The organism is Microbacterium sp. 10M-3C3, assembly GCF_003931875.1.
Lineage (GTDB): Bacteria > Actinomycetota > Actinomycetes > Actinomycetales > Microbacteriaceae > Microbacterium.
Window position 1 is genome coordinate 1,438,261 of record NZ_CP034245.1, and the last position, 16,266, is coordinate 1,454,526.

Sequence of the window (16,266 nt, forward strand, 5' to 3'; positions counted from 1 at the left end):
TTCCGATCAGGAGAGGGCTGCCGGGAGAGGAGCCGAGCGCAGCGGGCCGCGATCGGCGAGTTCGACGGCGCGGTTGTAGCGGTACAGCCGCGCGGGACGGTGGCTTCCGGTGCGGAAGCGGTCGGTGGGGATGAGCGTGTCGGAGCTCTCCACCTGGCGGCGGAAGTTCGCCGGGTCCAGGCGCCGGTCGAGAATCGCCTCGTACACCTCGCGCAGCTCCGCGAGGGTAAATGCCTCGGGGAGCAGCCCATGCGCGATGCGGCTGTAGCCGACCTTGTTGCGCAGCCGCCACAGGGCGTAGTCGACGATCTCGTTGTGGTCGAAGGCGAGCCGCGGGAGTACGGCGGCGTCGAACCATCGCACGTTCTCGGGGGCGTCGTCGGCGCGTGCGTGCGCGGCCACCTGGGCGTCGACATCGTCGGCGCGCAGCAGCGCCCAGTACACGATCGACACGACGCGGGTGGGGGAGCGGTCGACCGCTCCGAACGCGTAGAGCTGCTCGAGATAGCTCGGCGCCAGGCCCGTGGTCTCGGCGAGGGTGCGGGATGCGGCGGCCTCGAGCTCTTCGGCGGGGTCGAGCCAGCCGCCCGGCAGTGCCCACAGGTCGGCGAACGGGTCGCGCGTGCGGCGGACGAGCGGGAGGACGACGCGGGCGCGGTCGTCGGGCCGATCGCGTCGCAGGCTGAAGATCACCGTCGAGACGGCGATGCGGGCGTCGCTTCGTGTCATGGTGACCTTTACCTCCGTGACGATCATAGTGTCATTCCGACCTGAAGACGAACACGCCGCCGAGCGGCTCGGACGATCCTCAGCCGTGCGCTCTACGGTGGGGGCATGCTGCTGGTCGACGTCGTGCTGGTGATCCTGCTCGTCTTCGCCGTCATCGTCGGCGTGCAGCGGGGACTGCTCGCGAGCCTCGGGCTGTTCGCCGGGCTCGCCGTCGGCGCCGTCGCCGCGTACTGGGTGATGCCGCTCGTGGGACTGTGGGTGCCGTCGGCGGCGTGGCGCACTCCCGCGGTCGCCGCATCCGGGGTGATCCTCGTGCTGCTGGGTGCCGGCATCGGATCGGCGGTCGGACGCGCTCTCCGCCGCGGCGCCGACCGCATCAGGCTGCGCGTGCCCGAACGCCTGCTCGGCGGCGTGGTGAGCCTCGTCGCCGCGGTGCTCGCGGTGTCGTTCGTCGGCGGGGCCCTCATCAGCACGGGCACGCCCGTCGTCTCCAGTGCGCTGGCGTCCTCGACCGTGCTGCGCGCGATCGACAACGCCACACCGGCCGGGCTGCGCTCGGCGATGGCGGAGCTGCGCGGCACGGTGCTCGGCGAAGGGCTGCCGACCCTCGGACGGCTGCTCGAGCCCTCGGTGACGCCGTCGACGCCGCAGGTCTCGCTCGACGATCCTGCCCTCACGCGCGCGGCCCAGTCGGTCGCCAAGATCAGCGGGGTCGCCTACGCCTGCGGCATCACCGCGACGGGATCGGGCTTCGCGGTCGCGCCGGATCTCGTCGTCACGAACGCCCACGTCGTCGCGGGCGTCACGGAGCCCATCGTGGAGCTGCCCGGCCGGCCGGCGCGCGACGGTCGCGTGGTCTACTTCGACCCGACCGACGACATCGCCGTCGTGGCCGCCGACGGCCTCGACGCCGAACCGCTCGCCGTCGCCCCGACGCTGCCGGTCGGTGCCGCCGCCGTCGTGCAGGGATATCCGCACGGCGGTCCGTTCACCTCCGGCGCCGCGCAGGTGCTCTCGGTCGGCACTGTCGGCGTGCCCGACATCTACGACGACGCGACCGCGCCGCGGGAGATCTACGCGCTCGCCGCGACCGTGCAGCCCGGCAACTCCGGTGGTCCGCTCCTCACGCCCGACGGACAGGTCGCCGGCATCGTCTTCGCCCGCGCGGACGACGGCGACGACGTGGGGTACGCGATGACCCCGGCCGAGCTGCAGCCCGTCCTCGATCAGACAGGCGCTCTCGGCCCCGCAGTGTCGTCGGGCGACTGCACGCGCTGACCTCCGCTCGCGCGCGGCCGGAATCCCTGCGGGGCGACCCGCTATGCTGGCCGACGTCGGCACGCCCGGCGAAAATCGAATATCGGCCACGACCCTCGCGGGAGAGCCCCGATTCCCGGGCACCGAAGGAGCAAGCCTCCCCGCCAATCTCTCAGGTCCGCGTACCGCGCGGGTCACGGCCACTCTGGAAAGCGATCCGCTCCGGATCCGCCGACGGGGAAAGCCGGTGGGCGTCAGACCGGCGAAACTCTCAGGCCCATGAACAGAGGGGGAGTTCTCAGACGTCGACCGGCGTCTGACCGTCACCGCGAACGGCAGAACTCATGACCGACCCCCGTCCCTCGCCGCTCCACGAGCGGCACGCCGCCCTCGGCGCGGCCTTCACCGACTTCGGCGGCTGGCTCATGCCGGTGCGCTACTCGTCCGACCTCGCCGAGCACCACGCCGTGCGCACAGCCGCGGGCCTGTTCGACATCTCCCACATGGCGGAGATCTGGGTCCATGACGGGGACGCTGCGGGCTTCCTCGACTACGCCCTGGCCGGCACGGCGTCGGCGATGCCGGTCGGCAAGGCGAAGTACTCGCTCGTCCTGGCCGCGGACGGCGGCATCGTCGACGACGTGATCGTCTACCGCACCGGCGAGCAGTACTTCCTCGTCGTCGCGAACGCGGGCAACCGTGCCGCGGTCGTCGACGCGTTCGCGGAGCGCGCCGAGGCGTGGCGCGCCACCGAGCGGGACCGGATGTCCGCGCACGAAGGTGCATCCGGGTACCTGCTCGGCGGATCGGTGCCGCGCATCGAGGACGTCACCGACCAGACGGCACTCATCGCCGTGCAGGGCCCGCGCGCCGAGGAGATCGTCCGCGCCACGGCGGGCCTGGCCGTCGAGGACCTCGACGGCCTCGGCTACTACGCGTGGCGGCAGGGGGAGTTCGACGGTGCCTGGCTCTTCGTCGCGCGCACCGGCTACACCGGCGAGGACGGCTTCGAGCTCCTGGCGCCGGTCGACGCGGCCGCGGGCCTGTGGGACGCCCTGCTCACCGCGGGGGAGCCGCACGGCCTCGTCCCGGCCGGTCTCGCCGCGCGCGACACGCTGCGGCTGGAGGCGGGCATGCCGCTGTACGGCCACGAGCTCGGCCGCGAGATCCGCCCCGCCCAGGCCGGCCTTGGACGGGTCGTCGCGACCGGGAAGACCGCCTTCGTCGGCAAGGACGCACTCGACGCCGCCGCATCCGACCCCGCGGCATCCGACCGGCCCGTGCTGGTCGGGCTCGTCGCCGAGGGACGCCGCGCCGGCCGCGCCGGCTACGCCGTGCTCGACGCCGACGAGACCGTGGGAACCGTCACGAGCGGCGCCCTCAGCCCCACCCTCGGCCACCCGATCGCGATGGCCTACGTCGCGCCGCGCGTCGCCGCCGAGGGGACCGTGCTCGCCATCGACGTGCGCGGAACGCGCATCCCCGCCACCGTGACCGCCCTGCCCTTCTACCGGAGGAAGAAATGACCGACCGCGACGCCCTCAAGTACACCGCCGAGCACGAGTGGATCGCCGTCGACGGCGACATCGCCACCGTGGGCATCACCGACTACGCCGCCGACAAGCTCGGCGACGTGGTCTACGTCGACCTGCCGACCGTCGGCGCGACGGTCACCGCGGCGACCGTCGTCGGCGAGATCGAGTCGACGAAGTCGGTCGGCGAGCTCTTCGCGCCGCTGGACGGCGAGGTCGTCGAGGCGAACGACGCCGTGGTCGACGACCCGTCGCTCGTCAACTCCGACCCCTACGGCGACGGCTGGCTCGTCCGCATCCGCGTCTCCGGCGACACCGGCGACCTTCTCGACCGCGCCGCATACGACACCCTCATCGGCGGCGACGCATGATCGGCGCGCCCCTGCGCGCACTCGACGGGTTCGCCGCGCGCCACATCGGCACGGACGCCGCGGCGCAGCGCCGCATGCTCGACGTGCTCGGGTACGACAGCGTCGACGACCTCCTCGCCACCGCGGTCCCCGCATCCATCCACACGCGGGCGCGCGAGACGAGCGACATCCCCGCCGCCGCCTCCGAGGCCGAGGCGCTCGCCGAGCTGCGCGCGCTCGCTTCGCAGAACCGCGTCGCCCGCCCGATGATCGGCCTCGGCTACTACGACACCTTCACGCCGTCGGTGATCGCGCGGAACGTCCTCGAGAACCCGTCGTGGTACACCGCGTACACGCCGTACCAGCCGGAGATCTCGCAGGGGCGCCTCGAAGCGCTCATCAACTTCCAGACGATGGTCGGCGACCTCACCGGGCTCGACACCGCCAACGCGTCGATGCTCGACGAGGCCACCGCTGTCGTCGAAGGGATGCTGCTGGCCCGTCGCGCGTCGAAGTCGCGCTCGAACGTGTTCCTCGTGGACGCCGACGCGCTGCCGCAGACCACCGCGCTGCTCCGCCACCGCGCGGCCTCCGTCGGCATCGAGATCCGCGAGACCGACTTCGCCGGCGCCCCCGAAGAAGCCTTCGGCGCGTTCGTCCAGTACCCCGGTGCGTCCGGGCGCGTGTGGGACCCGACCGAGAGCATCCGCGCCGTGCACGAGGGCGGCGGCCTCGTCGTCGTCGCCGCAGACCTCCTCGCCCTCACCGTGCTGCGCTCGCCGGGCTCGTTCGGCGCCGATGTCGCCGTCGGCACGACACAGCGCTTCGGCGTGCCGCTCGGCTTCGGCGGACCCCACGCGGGGTACATGGCCGTGCGCGCGGGCCTCGAGCGCCAGCTCCCCGGACGCCTCGTGGGCGTGTCACAGGATGCGGCGGGCCACGCCGCGTACCGGCTGTCGCTGCAGACGCGCGAGCAGCACATCCGCCGCGAGAAGGCGACGTCGAACATCTGCACCGCGCAGGTGCTGCTGGCCGTCATGGCCGCGATGTACGCCGTCTACCACGGGCCGGAGGGGCTCGCCGGCATCGCGACCGACGTCGCCCGCAAGGCCGACGCGCTCGCCCAGGCGCTGCGCGACTACGGCCTGGCGCCGCAGCACGATGCGTTCTTCGACACGATCCGCGTCGCCGTGCCGGGGCGCGCCGAGGACGTCGTGACCCGGGCGCGCGAGCGCGGCTACCAGCTGCTGTGGGTCGACGACACGACGGTCGGGGTCTCGGTCGACGAGACGACGACCGCGGACGACCTCGCGGCCGTCGCCGCCGCGTTCGGGCTGCCGGAGACCGGCGACCGCGGACTCGCGTACGACGACGCCGTGGCCCTGCGCGCCGTCGACGCGGGGCTGCATCGCGTCGACGGGTATCTGCAGCATCCGGTGTTCTCCGCGCACCGCAGCGAGACCGCGATGATGCGCTACCTCAAGCAGCTCGCCGACCGCGACTACGCATTGGACCGCGGCATGATCCCGCTCGGCTCGTGCACGATGAAGCTCAACGCGGCCACCGAGATGGCGGCGGTGTCCTGGCCGGAGTTCTCCCGCGTGCATCCGTTCGCGCCCGAGGCCGACGTGCGCGGCTACCTCGCGATGATCGAGCAGCTCGAGCGCTGGCTCGCCGAGGTGACCGGCTACGACGCGGTCTCGCTGCAGCCCAACGCCGGATCGCAGGGCGAGCTCGCGGGGCTCCTCGCCATCCGCGGCTACCACCGCGCCAACGGCGACGACGCGCGCACCGTGTGCCTCATCCCCTCGTCCGCGCACGGCACGAACGCCGCATCCGCCGTCCTGGCCGGCATGCGCGTGGTCGTCGTCGCGTGCGACGAGGCCGGCAACGTCGACCTGGCCGACCTGCGCGCCAAGATCGCCGAGCACGCCGACGCGCTCGCGGCGCTCATGATCACGTACCCATCGACGCACGGCGTGTACGAGCACGACGTGCTCGAGATCACGCAGGCCGTGCACGACGCGGGCGGGCAGGTCTACGTCGACGGCGCGAACCTCAACGCGCTCCTCGGCTTCGCCCGCTTCGGCGAGCTCGGCGGCGACGTGTCGCACCTGAACCTCCACAAGACCTTCGCGATCCCGCACGGCGGCGGCGGCCCCGGCGTCGGCCCGGTCGCGGCCAAGGCCCACCTCGCGCCGTTCCTGCCGTCGCATCCGCTCTCGCAGCGCGCCGATCATGCGGGCGGGCGCTTCGACGGCGGACCGATCTCGGCCGCGCCCCACGGGTCGGCCGGCATCCTGCCGATCTCGTGGGCGTATGTCCGGATGATGGGCGCCGAGGGCCTGCGCGATGCCACCGCATCCGCCGTCCTCGCCGCGAACTACATCGCCGCCCGCCTGCGCGAGAACTACCCGGTGCTGTACGCGGGCGAGGGCGGGCTCGTCGCGCACGAGTGCATCCTCGACCTGCGGCCGCTGCGCGAGCAGACCGGAGTCACGGTCGACGACGTCGCCAAGCGGCTCATCGACTACGGCTTCCACGCGCCGACGATGTCGTTCCCGGTCGCGGGCACGCTCATGGTCGAGCCGACCGAGTCCGAGGACCTCGCCGAGCTCGACCGGTTCGTCGAGGCGATGATCGCGATCACGCACGAGGCCGAGCGTGTCGCGTCCGGCGAGTGGCCGGCCGACGACAACCCGCTCGTGAACGCGCCGCACACGGCCGAGTCGGTCGTGGCGGGGGAGTGGACGCATCCGTACTCCCGAGAGACGGCCGTGTACCCCGTGCCCGGCCAGGTGCGCACGAAGTACTGGCCTCCCGTGCGGCGCATCGACCAGGCCTACGGCGACCGCAACCTCGTGTGCGCGTGCCCCCCGATCGAGGCCTTCGCCTGACGCCGCTCCGCCCGTCCGCCGATCCGCGAGAACCCAACCGCGGCGCGAGAACACCGCTGATCGCGGAGTTCTCGTCGCGCGGTTGGGTTCTCACGAGGTGAGCCGGCGCAACGAATGCAGTGCGGCGTGGTCACGCGGTCGGATCTGGGGCAGGCCGGCGGACAGGAGGAGGGCAGCGAGGGGGTCAGCCGCCACTGTCTCCGCCCATCCCCAGTGGGGGACGGCACGCACGCCGGCCGCGATCAGGCGCGCGTCGCGGGCGTGTCGAGCCCTCAGGAGCTCGCGCGTGTCGCCGAAACGCCCGTCGTACTTGTGATCGCCGTCCCCTTCGCCGGCGATTCCGTACGCGCGCCAGAACTTGTCGACGCGGTCGGCGCCGATCCACACCTGCAGTTCGGGTTCCGGAAACCCCAGCCACTCGACCACCGCTCGGTCAACCGACTCCAGCACGGACCCAGGCGTCGCGGACGCGCGCGTGAGCCCATCGCGCATGTCGACGACCGCGACTGGACGCCCGGCTCTCGTTGCACGCGACGAGGTGCTCCACGCGGAGAGTCGGATCAAGGCGGAGCGCGGCATCCGCCACGGCCAGCCCCACCGCATGGTGGCGTGCGCGCGCGAGGTCGACCACGGTGTCTGTGAGGCTGGTCGCCGGGACCCCCTCCGCACGGACGAGCTCACGAGGCTCAGAAGTCGTGTGGACGCGTACTCCGCCGGACATTCGAGAGCGCGTGTCGTCACCGCCGAGCACGTGCACCTCGGATGGCTCGCCGAAGAGCGGAAGGCCGTGGAGCGCGGCGGCCGATTCCAGCGCATAGGTCGCATCGGGGTGGCGCATGCTGGCCGCATGCACACGAGCTCTGTACCGCTCCCACGGCGCGAGCGTCCGCCAGCGGTCGCGAGGCGCGTAGATGCCGCGCGTCACGCGGTGAAGGGCGCCGCCCTCGATCGCGCGCCCACTGTGCGCAACGGCGCCGACCGGGATGAGCGGCACCGGGGAGGACTGCATGTCGGGTGTGACCATTCGCCGAGCATGCGGGCGCTCGGTTGCGCGCGGCCGTGACCCCGACGCATCCGTGGATAACGGTCCCCTGTGGAGACATCCCCGTCCTCAGGCCGCGAGAGCCCATCCGCGGCGCCAGAACACCGCCGCCAACGGTGCTTTCGCGCCGCGATTGGGTTCTCGCCGTCAGGGGCTCGGGGTGGGGGCGGGGGCGGGGGCGAAGAGGCCGGGCCACCACGCGGCGGCGAGGGGGTAGCCGACGAACGCGATCACGTCGATAAGGGTGTGGGCGATCACGAGCGGCATCACGCGCCCCCAGCGCCGGTAGCACCAGCCGAACACGAGACCCATGGCGACGTTGCCGACGATCGATCCGAAGCCCTGGTACGCGTGGTAGGCGCCGCGCAGGAGCGCCGTCGCGGCGATGATCCACCACCAGCCCCACCCGAGGCGACGGAGGCGGTCGAACAGGTAGCCGAGGAAGATCACCTCCTCCGTCAGTCCCGCCCGCACCGCCGCGAGCAGCAGGAGCGGGATCGTCCACACGGACGGATCCAGCGGTGCGGTGTCCACGAGCCGCGTGATGCCGAGCGCGCGCCCGAGGGCGTACAGGCCGAGCCCGGGGATGCCGATCACCGCGAGGAGCGCGACCGCCCGGCCGACGTCGCCACCGAAGCGGCGGAAGTCGAGCCCGATGCGCCGGAACGCCGCCTGGCCGGGCTCCCACAGCAGCAGGATCACCAGGGCGATCGGCGCGAACGCGAACAGCTGCGACAGGAACTGGCCGAGCACGTCCCAGAACTCGGCGGCGGATGCGCCGGGGTTGAGGGAGGTCTGCTGGTCGCCCAGGGCTACCTCGCTCTGCAGCGCCTGGATCAGCGAGAGCACGGAGGAGACCGCCGAACGGCCCACCGACAGGGCCAGGACGATCGCGATCTCGCACCACAACCGGATGCGGCGCCCGCGATCCGCGGGCGGCAGCGCTGGAGGAAAACTCACACCCTTGCGGGCCCCCAGGAACGACACCTTGTCAGATTGCCACACGCCCCGGCGGACGAGTTAAGGGTATGTAACGTTTCCCCCAGGGGTTTTGACCAACCCTGAACGGATACTTATCGTTTCCCTAACCGCGCCCCCCCGGACGGGTGATCCCTGCTGGGCGGGCGCATAACCCCTGCACAGGAGGAATCAGTGAAAGCAACGCGCATCTCGGCCGCGGTCGCTCTGACCGCGGTGGGTGCACTCGCGATCTCGGGTTGTTCGGCCGCCGGCGGCGGCAACAACGACGACTCGGGTCTCGTCGAGGGCTCCTCGATCACGGCCGCGTGGAACCAGGCGTTCTACTCCATGAACGGCAACACGTCGTATGGAAACGCCACCGCCAACAACAACATCAACTACCTGGTGCTGGGCGGATTCAACTACTACAACAACACGCCCGAGCTCGTGAAGGACACCTCCTTCGGCTCGTACGAAGTGGTCAGCGAAGACCCGCTCACCGTGACCTACACGGTCAAGGACGGCGTCAAGTGGTCGGACGGCACCCCCGTCGACGCGGCCGACCTCCTCCTGAACTGGGCCGCGCTCTCGCGCGCGCTCGACACCCCCGACTTCGACCCGGCGGAGTTCACCGACCCCGAGACGGGCGAGTTCACCGACGCGTTCCCGAAGGACGTCGTCTACTTCGACTCCGGCGCCGTCCCCGGCACGCGCTTCGGCCTCGTCTCGCAGACGCCGGAGATCGGCGACGACGGTCGCTCGATCACGATGACCTACGACTCGCCGTACGTCGACTGGGAGCTCGCGTTCGCGTCGCCCCTGCCGGCGCACATCGTCGCGGAGAAGGCCCTCAACATCGACAACGCCGAGGACGCCAAGAAGGCGGTCATCGACGCGATCGACAACAAGGACCAGGCCGCGCTGGCTTCGCTCTCGGCGTTCTGGAACTCGGGCTTCAACTTCACCGCGATGCCCGAGGACAAGGACCTCGTCACCGCGAGCGGCCCGTACATGATCTCCGACTTCGTCGCCGACCAGTACGTGACCCTCACGGCGAACCCCGAGTACAACGGCGACAACAAGCCGAACGTCGAGGAGATCACCATCCGGTTCATCCCCGACCCGCTGGCCGCCGTCCAGGCGCTCCAGAACGGCGAGGTGGACATCATCTCCCCGCAGGCGACCGCTGACATCACCACGGCGCTCAACGGCATCGACGGCATCACCGTCGACACCGGCCTCGAGGGCACGTACGAGCACGTCGACCTGCAGTTCAACAACGGCAAGAACCCCGAGAACATCTTCTCGAAGCCGGAGGTCCGTCAGGCGTTCCTGAAGACCATCCCGCGTCAGGAGATCCTCGACACGCTCATCAAGCCGATCATCGGCGACGACGCGACCCTGCGCGACTCGCAGATCTTCGTGCCGGGCGCCGAGGGCTACGACGACTCCGTCGCCGACAACGGCTCGTCCGCGTATGCCGAGCCGGACATCGAGGGCGCGAAGCAGCTGCTGGCCCAGTCGGGCGTCACCGACACGTCGGTGTGCCTCCTGTACGCGAGCAACAACCCGCGTCGTGTCAACGAGTTCTCCCTCATCCAGCAGTCCGCCGCGCAGGCCGGCTTCAACGTGACCGACTGCGGCTCCACCGAGTGGAGCGGTCTGCTGGGCACGCCGGGCGCGTACGACGCATCGCTGTTCGGATGGCAGTCGACGAGCCTCGGCGTCACCGACTGGACGGCCACGTTCCAGACCGGCGGCATCAACAACCTGAACTTCTACTCGAACTCGCGGATCGATGAGATCAGCGAGGAGATCTCGAAGGAGTTCGACGCCGACAAGCAGATCGCTCTGCAGCAGGAGGCGGACAAGATCCTGTGGGAGGACGGTTACGGCGTGACCATCTTCCAGTTCCCGAACGTGACGGCCACGAGCGACCGGGTCGAGGGTGTCGACCCGTCGATCCTCGCGCCGACCATCTTCTGGAACGCCTGGGATTGGAAGGTCGCGGGCGGCAGCGAGTAATCGCTCACGCTGACGGTGGCGTCGGCGGGTCCTCCGGGTCCTGCCGGCGCCGCCGCTGGGAACGGGGAGAGAACGCTCCTCGAGACCGCGCGTACACTTTCTCAGTCGGATGCGCTGCCGTGGGCAGAACCCGCGGCAGCGCATCTTGCTGACCCGAACCGATTGGCAGGCAGCCTACCCATGGCTTCATTCATCGTTCGGCGGCTGATCGCATCGATCTTCGTGCTCTTTGCCGCCACGTACCTGATGTACATCCTCACGGCGTACTCAGGTGACCCCCTCGAGGACCTCAAACAGAGCAACTCCCCGAACAAGCAGGCGCTCATCGATGCGCGCATCAAACTCCTCGATCTCGACATCCCGCCGTTCCTGCGCTACTTCCTGTGGCTGGGACGGCTCTTCCAGGGCAACTTCGGCATCAGCGTCCAGAACCAGCCCGTCAACGCCCTCCTCCAGAACGCGATCACGTCGACGCTGACGCTGGTCACGATCGCGACGGTGCTCGCGATCATCCTGGGTCTCATCGTCGGCATCGTCTCGGCCTTGCGCCAGTACAGCGGCTTCGACTACTCGGTGACGCTCGTCGCCTTCCTGTTCTTCTCGCTGCCGATCTTCTGGGTCGCGGTGCTGCTCAAGCAGTACGGCGCGATCCAGATCAACGACTGGCTCGACGATCCGGTGATCCCGCTGCCGGCCCTGCTGCTGATCTCCGTCGTGGCCGGCCTGCTGTGGATGTCGATCATCGGCGGCTCGTGGAAGCGCCGCCTGATCGTCCTGGGCGTCTCGGCGGTCGCGACCGGCGCCGTGCTCGGCGTGCTCTCGGCCACGCGCTGGTTCGCCGACCCGAGCATCGGCATCGTCGTGCTGGCGATCCTCGCGATCGGACTGGCGTTCGGCATCACCGCCATCGTCGCGGGCCTGAAGAACCGCCGCGCGCTGTATGCGGCGCTCGCGACCGCGGTGCTGGGCATCGCGCTGTACTACCCCGCCGTGTCGTTCTTCCTCAACGGCATCGAGCTGCCGCTGTTCCTCGGCCTCGCGGTGCTGACGGTGCTCGTCAGCGGCGCGATCGGCTTCGCGTTCGGCGGCGCCGACCGGGGTCCCGTCATCCGCTCGGCCATCTTCACCGGCGTGCTCGTGGCGGGCCTCATCGCGCTCGACAAGTACATGTCGTACTGGGCGGCCTACGCGAACTCGTCGCGTGTGCGCGGGCGTCCGATCGCCACGGTGGGCGCGCAGACGCCCGGCCTCGGCGGCAACTTCTGGGTGCAGGGCATCGACCTCTACACGCACCTGATCCTGCCGACGATCGCGATCATCCTGATCTCGTTCGCCAGCTACACGCGGTACTCGCGCGCGAGCCTGCTCGAGGTGCTGAACCAGGACTACATCCGCACCGCGCGCGCGAAGGGCCTCACGCAGCGCACGGTGATCGTGCGCCACGCGTTCCGCAACGCGCTCATCCCCATCACGACGATCATCGCGTTCGACGTGGGCGCGATCGTCGGCGGCGCGGTCGTCACCGAGACGGTCTTCGGCTGGACGGGCATGGGACGCCTGTTCGTCGACGGCTTGCGCGTGGCCGACCTGAACCCCGTCATGGCGTTCTTCGTCGTCACCGGCGCCCTCGCGGTGCTGTTCAACCTGATCGCCGACCTGCTGTACGCGGCGCTCGACCCCCGGATCAAGGTGTCCTGATGACCACGACTGAAAACCCCACCGACGAGCGCGAGGCGCTCGCACAGGCCGAGGTCTCCATCGAGCAGAAGGAGACCGAAGGCCTCAGCCAGGGACAGATCGTCCGCCGGCGGTTCTTCCGCCACCGTGGCGCGGTCGTCGGCATGATCGTGCTGGCGTTCATCGTCGTGCTGTCCTTCTCGTCCGTGGGTGTGAACCTGTGGGGACTGCGCATCACGGGCTGGTGGCCGTACAGCTGGGACCAGATCCCGCCGAAGGTCAACAACGGCGTGCCGACCCTCAGCCTCATCCCCGAGTTCCTCGGCGGCGCGGGCATCCGCTTCGGCGACCACCCGTTCGGCCAGGACGAGGTCGGCCGCGACATCTTCGCGGTCGTCATGCGCGGCGCGCAGCAGTCGCTCATGGTGATGGTGATCGCCGGCGTCGTCGCCACGATCATCGGCGTCGTGATCGGCGCGCTCTCGGGCTACTACCGCAAGAGCGTGGATGCGGTCCTCATGCGCTTCACGGACATCGTCATCACCATCCCGCTCATCGTCATCGGCGCGGTGCTCGGCAACGCGCTCGGCTCGCTGGGTGCGGCGGTGCTGGGTGTCGTGATCGGACTCTTCGCGTGGACCGCCATGGCGCGGCTCGTGCGCGGCGAGTTCCTCTCGCTGCGCGAGCGCGAGTTCGTGGATGCGGCGCGGGTGTCGGGCGCGCGGGACCGCCGGATCATCTTCCGGCACATCCTGCCCAACGCCGTCGGCGTCATCGTCGTGAACGCGACGCTGCTGATGGCCGGTGCGATTCTTCTGGAGTCCGCGCTGAGCTACCTCGGCTTCGGCGTCGTGAACCCCGACACCTCGCTCGGGAAGATCGTGTCCGACAACCAGGCGGCGTTCTCGACGCGTCCGTGGCTGTTCTGGTGGCCCGGCATCTTCATCATCGCGATCGCGCTGTGCGTCAACTTCATCGGCGACGGCCTGCGCGACGCGTTCGACCCGCGTCAGAAGAAGATGCCGAGCGAGCGCGCGATGCGTCGTGCGGGCCGCGGGGGCGGACCGGTGCCGGTGGCCCTCGCGGAGGCGGGCGCCGAGACGGAGCCGCGCGCGTCGACGGTCACGGTCGGGGGAGAGGCCGCCTTCACGGGCGACGTCACCAACTACCACGACCCGCGTCCCGAGGAGCCCGGCGACCGGCGGCATGAGCCGCTCGATCCGGAGCGGTAGCAGTGTTGCTACGGGACGAGCAGACCCGCGAGCGTCGCGGCGGCCAGCACCGCCAGCGTCGCGATGGTCGCGACGTGCCACGTCGTGCGGGTCGCCCCGGGCTCCACGCCGCTGTCGAACAGGCCCGCGTCGCGCAGCTGCTCCCAGTGGGAGCGGATGACGTGCGCGAGCCCGCCCGACGTGGTCGACAGGGCGTCGCTCGGGCGCAGGCTCCCGTGCTCGCCGGCGGCCGACTCGGCGACTCCGTCGAAGTCGGCGCGGGCGAGCCCGAACGCGCGATGGCGGCCCGGCGCGGGGCTGACCCACACGGGCACGCGGCCGTTCGTCGTGAACAGCGTCAGGGCATAGCGCGTGTCGACGCGCTGGATCGCCGGCCACGACACGAACGTCGTGCGCAGCACGTTCACGACCGTGACGCCGTGCTCCTGCACGGCCAGGCGCGGGCGCCAGAACAGCGCCCAGGCCGCGAATCCGACGAAGACCAGGGCCCACGCGTATCGCAGCGCGGACGACGGGTCCTGCCACACCATGACGCCGACACCGACGGCGCACACACCGATGGTCACGACAGCGAGAACCCGACTGGGGATGGGCCGGAAGGTCACCTCTTGGAACGCCACGACCTCAAGCTTCTCAGGGATGGGAACCTCACATGACTGACACCACCGATATCGACCCGACGATCGCGCGCGAGCACGACCAGCTGCCCGAGACGATCCTCGAGGTCTCGAACCTCGGCGTGGAGTTCTGGGTCGACGGGCAGTTCTACCCGGCCGCGATCGACATGAGCTACGTCGTGCGTCGCGGCGAGGTGCTCGCGATCGTCGGCGAGTCCGGCTCGGGCAAGAGCACCAGCTCGATGGCGCTGCTGGGCCTCTTGCCCGACAACGCGCGCGTGACCGGCTCGATCAAGCTCCTCGGCCGCGAGCTGCGCGGCGTCGACGACGCGACGATGCGGAGCCTGCGCGGCAACGACATCGCGGTGATCTTCCAGGAGCCGATGACGGCGTTGAACCCCGTTTACACGGTGGGCTTCCAGATCAGCGAGGCGCTGCGCTCGCACGACCGGATGATGCCGCCGGCCGTGGCGAAGGAGAAGGCGATCGAGCTGCTGCGGCTGGTCGAGATGCCCAATCCTGAGCAGACGTTCCACAAGTACCCCCACCAGCTCTCGGGCGGCCAGCGTCAGCGCGCGATGATCGCGCAGTCGATCTCGTGCGACCCGCTGCTGCTGATCGCCGACGAGCCGACCACGGCGCTCGACGTCACCGTCCAGGCGGAGATCCTCGATCTGCTCCGCAACCTCCACAAGCGCCTCGACTCGGCGATCATCCTCATCACGCACGACATGGGCGTGGTCGCCGACCTCGCCGACCGCATCATGGTGATGAAGAACGGCGTCGTGGTCGAATCCGGCTCGGTGGACGCGATCTTCCATGCGCCGCAGCATCCGTACACGCAGCAGCTCCTCGCCGCCGTCCCGCACCTCGGCCAGGGCGTCGCCGACGCGGAGGACCTCGTCGCCGCGGTGGAGGGCCTCGGTGAGGTGCCCGTCGAGGTGACCGAGCGCGAGCCGGAGCGGGTCGCCGAGCGCGAGCCCGTGCTGAGCTTCCGCGACGTCGCGATCGAGTACCCCAAGCGTGGACGCATCCCCGCCTTCCGGGCCGCGGAGAACATCAGCCTCGACATCTACCCCGGCGAGATCATGGGTCTGGTGGGGGAGTCCGGCTCGGGCAAGACCACCCTCGGTCGTGCCGCGATCGGTCTGCTGCCGATCGCGGAGGGGACCCTCCGCACCGTCGGCGTCGACATCTCGAACGCCCGGCCGAAGGACCTGTTCCCGATCCGTCGCCGCACCGGCATCGTGTTCCAGGATCCGGCGTCGTCGCTGAACCCCCGCATGCCGATCGGCCAGTCGATCGGCGAGCCGATCCTCCTGGCCGGGGAGGCGAAGGGCAAGGACCTGGATCGCCGCGTCGAGTCGCTCCTGTCGCAGGTGGAGCTGCCGGCCTCGTACCGCAACCGCTTCCCGCACGAGCTGTCCGGCGGCCAGCGTCAGCGCGTCGGCATCGCGCGCGCCCTCGCCCTCGCGCCCGAGCTGCTCATCGCGGATGAGCCCACCTCGGCGCTGGACGTCTCGGTGCAGGCGCGCTTCCTCGACCTTCTGCAGGACCTGCAGGAGAAGCTGCAGTTCGCGTGCCTGTTCGTCAGCCACGACCTCGCCGTCGTCGACATCCTCGCCCACCGCATCTCCGTGATGCACCGCGGCCACATCGTCGAGCAGGGTACGCGCGAGGAGATCCTCCGCGCCCCGCGCGAGGCGTACACGCGACGCCTCATCGCCGCCGTGCCGGTGCCCGACCCCGAGGAGCAGGCGCTGCGCCGCGAAGCGCGCCGCCTCGTGCTCGCCGGCGGCGCCGACGAGGCGAGCGCGGCGGATGCCGAGGTCACCCCCGCCGCGGGCGGTGCGACCGTCGCCGACCAGCGTCGCGACGGCGGCAGCAGCGCGATCGGCGGCTGACCCGCTGCCGGGAGCCGGCGCGCCGCCGGTAGAATGGGTGGCGC

The 16,266-nt window shown here is 70.6% G+C and carries 12 protein-coding genes and 1 riboswitch; of the genes, 8 read left to right on the plus strand and 4 right to left on the minus strand.

The window, feature by feature from the left end:
- Window positions 1-6: 6 nt before the first annotated feature.
- Window positions 7-729, minus strand: coding sequence for an NUDIX domain-containing protein (locus EI169_RS06895; RefSeq protein ID WP_125131674.1), 723 nt, complete (start codon window positions 727-729; stop codon window positions 7-9).
- Between the two features lie 105 nt (window positions 730-834).
- On the opposite strand from EI169_RS06895, the gene EI169_RS06900 reads away from it, so the two are divergent.
- The 4 genes from EI169_RS06900 to gcvP all read left to right on the plus strand — a co-directional run bounded on the left by EI169_RS06900 (window position 835) and on the right by gcvP (window position 6,765).
- Window positions 835-2,007, plus strand: a complete 1,173-nt coding sequence (locus EI169_RS06900) for a MarP family serine protease (protein ID WP_125131675.1) — start codon at window positions 835-837, stop codon at window positions 2,005-2,007.
- Window positions 2,008-2,095: 88 nt separating this feature from the next.
- Window positions 2,096-2,184: riboswitch (glycine riboswitch) on the plus strand.
- Window positions 2,185-2,330: 146 nt separating this feature from the next.
- Entirely contained in the window at window positions 2,331-3,512 is a 1,182-nt protein-coding gene (gcvT, locus tag EI169_RS06905; protein ID WP_125131676.1) for a glycine cleavage system aminomethyltransferase GcvT, read from the plus strand.
- Window positions 3,509-3,889: a glycine cleavage system protein GcvH gene (gene gcvH, locus EI169_RS06910; protein ID WP_125131677.1), complete on the plus strand. Its 381-nt coding sequence runs from the start codon at window positions 3,509-3,511 to the stop codon at window positions 3,887-3,889. The genes gcvT and gcvH overlap by 4 nt, the downstream gene beginning before the upstream one ends.
- The gene (gene gcvP / locus EI169_RS06915) at window positions 3,886-6,765 is read left to right on the plus strand and encodes an aminomethyl-transferring glycine dehydrogenase (RefSeq protein WP_125131678.1); all 2,880 of its coding nucleotides are present in this window, start codon (window positions 3,886-3,888) and stop codon (window positions 6,763-6,765) included. The genes gcvH and gcvP overlap by 4 nt, the downstream gene beginning before the upstream one ends.
- Window positions 6,766-6,855: 90 nt before the next feature.
- Here gcvP and EI169_RS16780 read toward each other — a convergent pair whose 3' ends face one another.
- Both EI169_RS16780 and EI169_RS06925 read right to left on the minus strand, forming a co-directional pair.
- The gene (locus EI169_RS16780; RefSeq protein WP_240640696.1) at window positions 6,856-7,215 is read right to left on the minus strand and encodes a hypothetical protein; all 360 of its coding nucleotides are present in this window, start codon (window positions 7,213-7,215) and stop codon (window positions 6,856-6,858) included.
- Between the two features lie 739 nt (window positions 7,216-7,954).
- Window positions 7,955-8,785 carry a CPBP family intramembrane glutamic endopeptidase gene (locus EI169_RS06925; RefSeq protein WP_240640724.1) on the minus strand — a complete coding sequence of 277 codons (831 nt, stop codon included), beginning with the start codon at window positions 8,783-8,785 and terminating at the stop codon, window positions 7,955-7,957.
- Between the two features lie 174 nt (window positions 8,786-8,959).
- Between EI169_RS06925 and EI169_RS06930 the strand changes: the two genes are divergently transcribed.
- The 3 genes from EI169_RS06930 (at window position 8,960) to EI169_RS06940 (ending at window position 13,701) form a co-directional block, all read left to right on the plus strand.
- Window positions 8,960-10,792, plus strand: coding sequence for an ABC transporter family substrate-binding protein (locus tag EI169_RS06930; RefSeq protein ID WP_125131680.1), 1,833 nt, complete (start codon window positions 8,960-8,962; stop codon window positions 10,790-10,792).
- A 180-nt stretch (window positions 10,793-10,972) separates the two neighbouring features.
- Window positions 10,973-12,490, plus strand: a complete 1,518-nt coding sequence (locus EI169_RS06935; RefSeq protein WP_125131681.1) for an ABC transporter permease — start codon at window positions 10,973-10,975, stop codon at window positions 12,488-12,490.
- Window positions 12,490-13,701, plus strand: coding sequence for an ABC transporter permease (locus EI169_RS06940; RefSeq protein ID WP_125131682.1), 1,212 nt, complete (start codon window positions 12,490-12,492; stop codon window positions 13,699-13,701). Before EI169_RS06935 ends, EI169_RS06940 begins: the two co-directional genes overlap by 1 nt.
- Before the next feature lie 8 nt (window positions 13,702-13,709).
- Here EI169_RS06940 and EI169_RS06945 read toward each other — a convergent pair whose 3' ends face one another.
- Window positions 13,710-14,321: a PH domain-containing protein gene (locus EI169_RS06945; RefSeq protein ID WP_125131683.1), complete on the minus strand. Its 612-nt coding sequence runs from the start codon at window positions 14,319-14,321 to the stop codon at window positions 13,710-13,712.
- Window positions 14,322-14,353: 32 nt separating this feature from the next.
- Here EI169_RS06945 and EI169_RS06950 point away from each other — a divergent pair, with 32 nt between their 5' ends.
- A complete protein-coding gene (locus EI169_RS06950; RefSeq protein WP_125131684.1) occupies window positions 14,354-16,222 on the plus strand; it encodes an ABC transporter ATP-binding protein in 1,869 nt (622 codons plus the stop codon).
- Window positions 16,223-16,266: the final 44 nt, after the last annotated feature.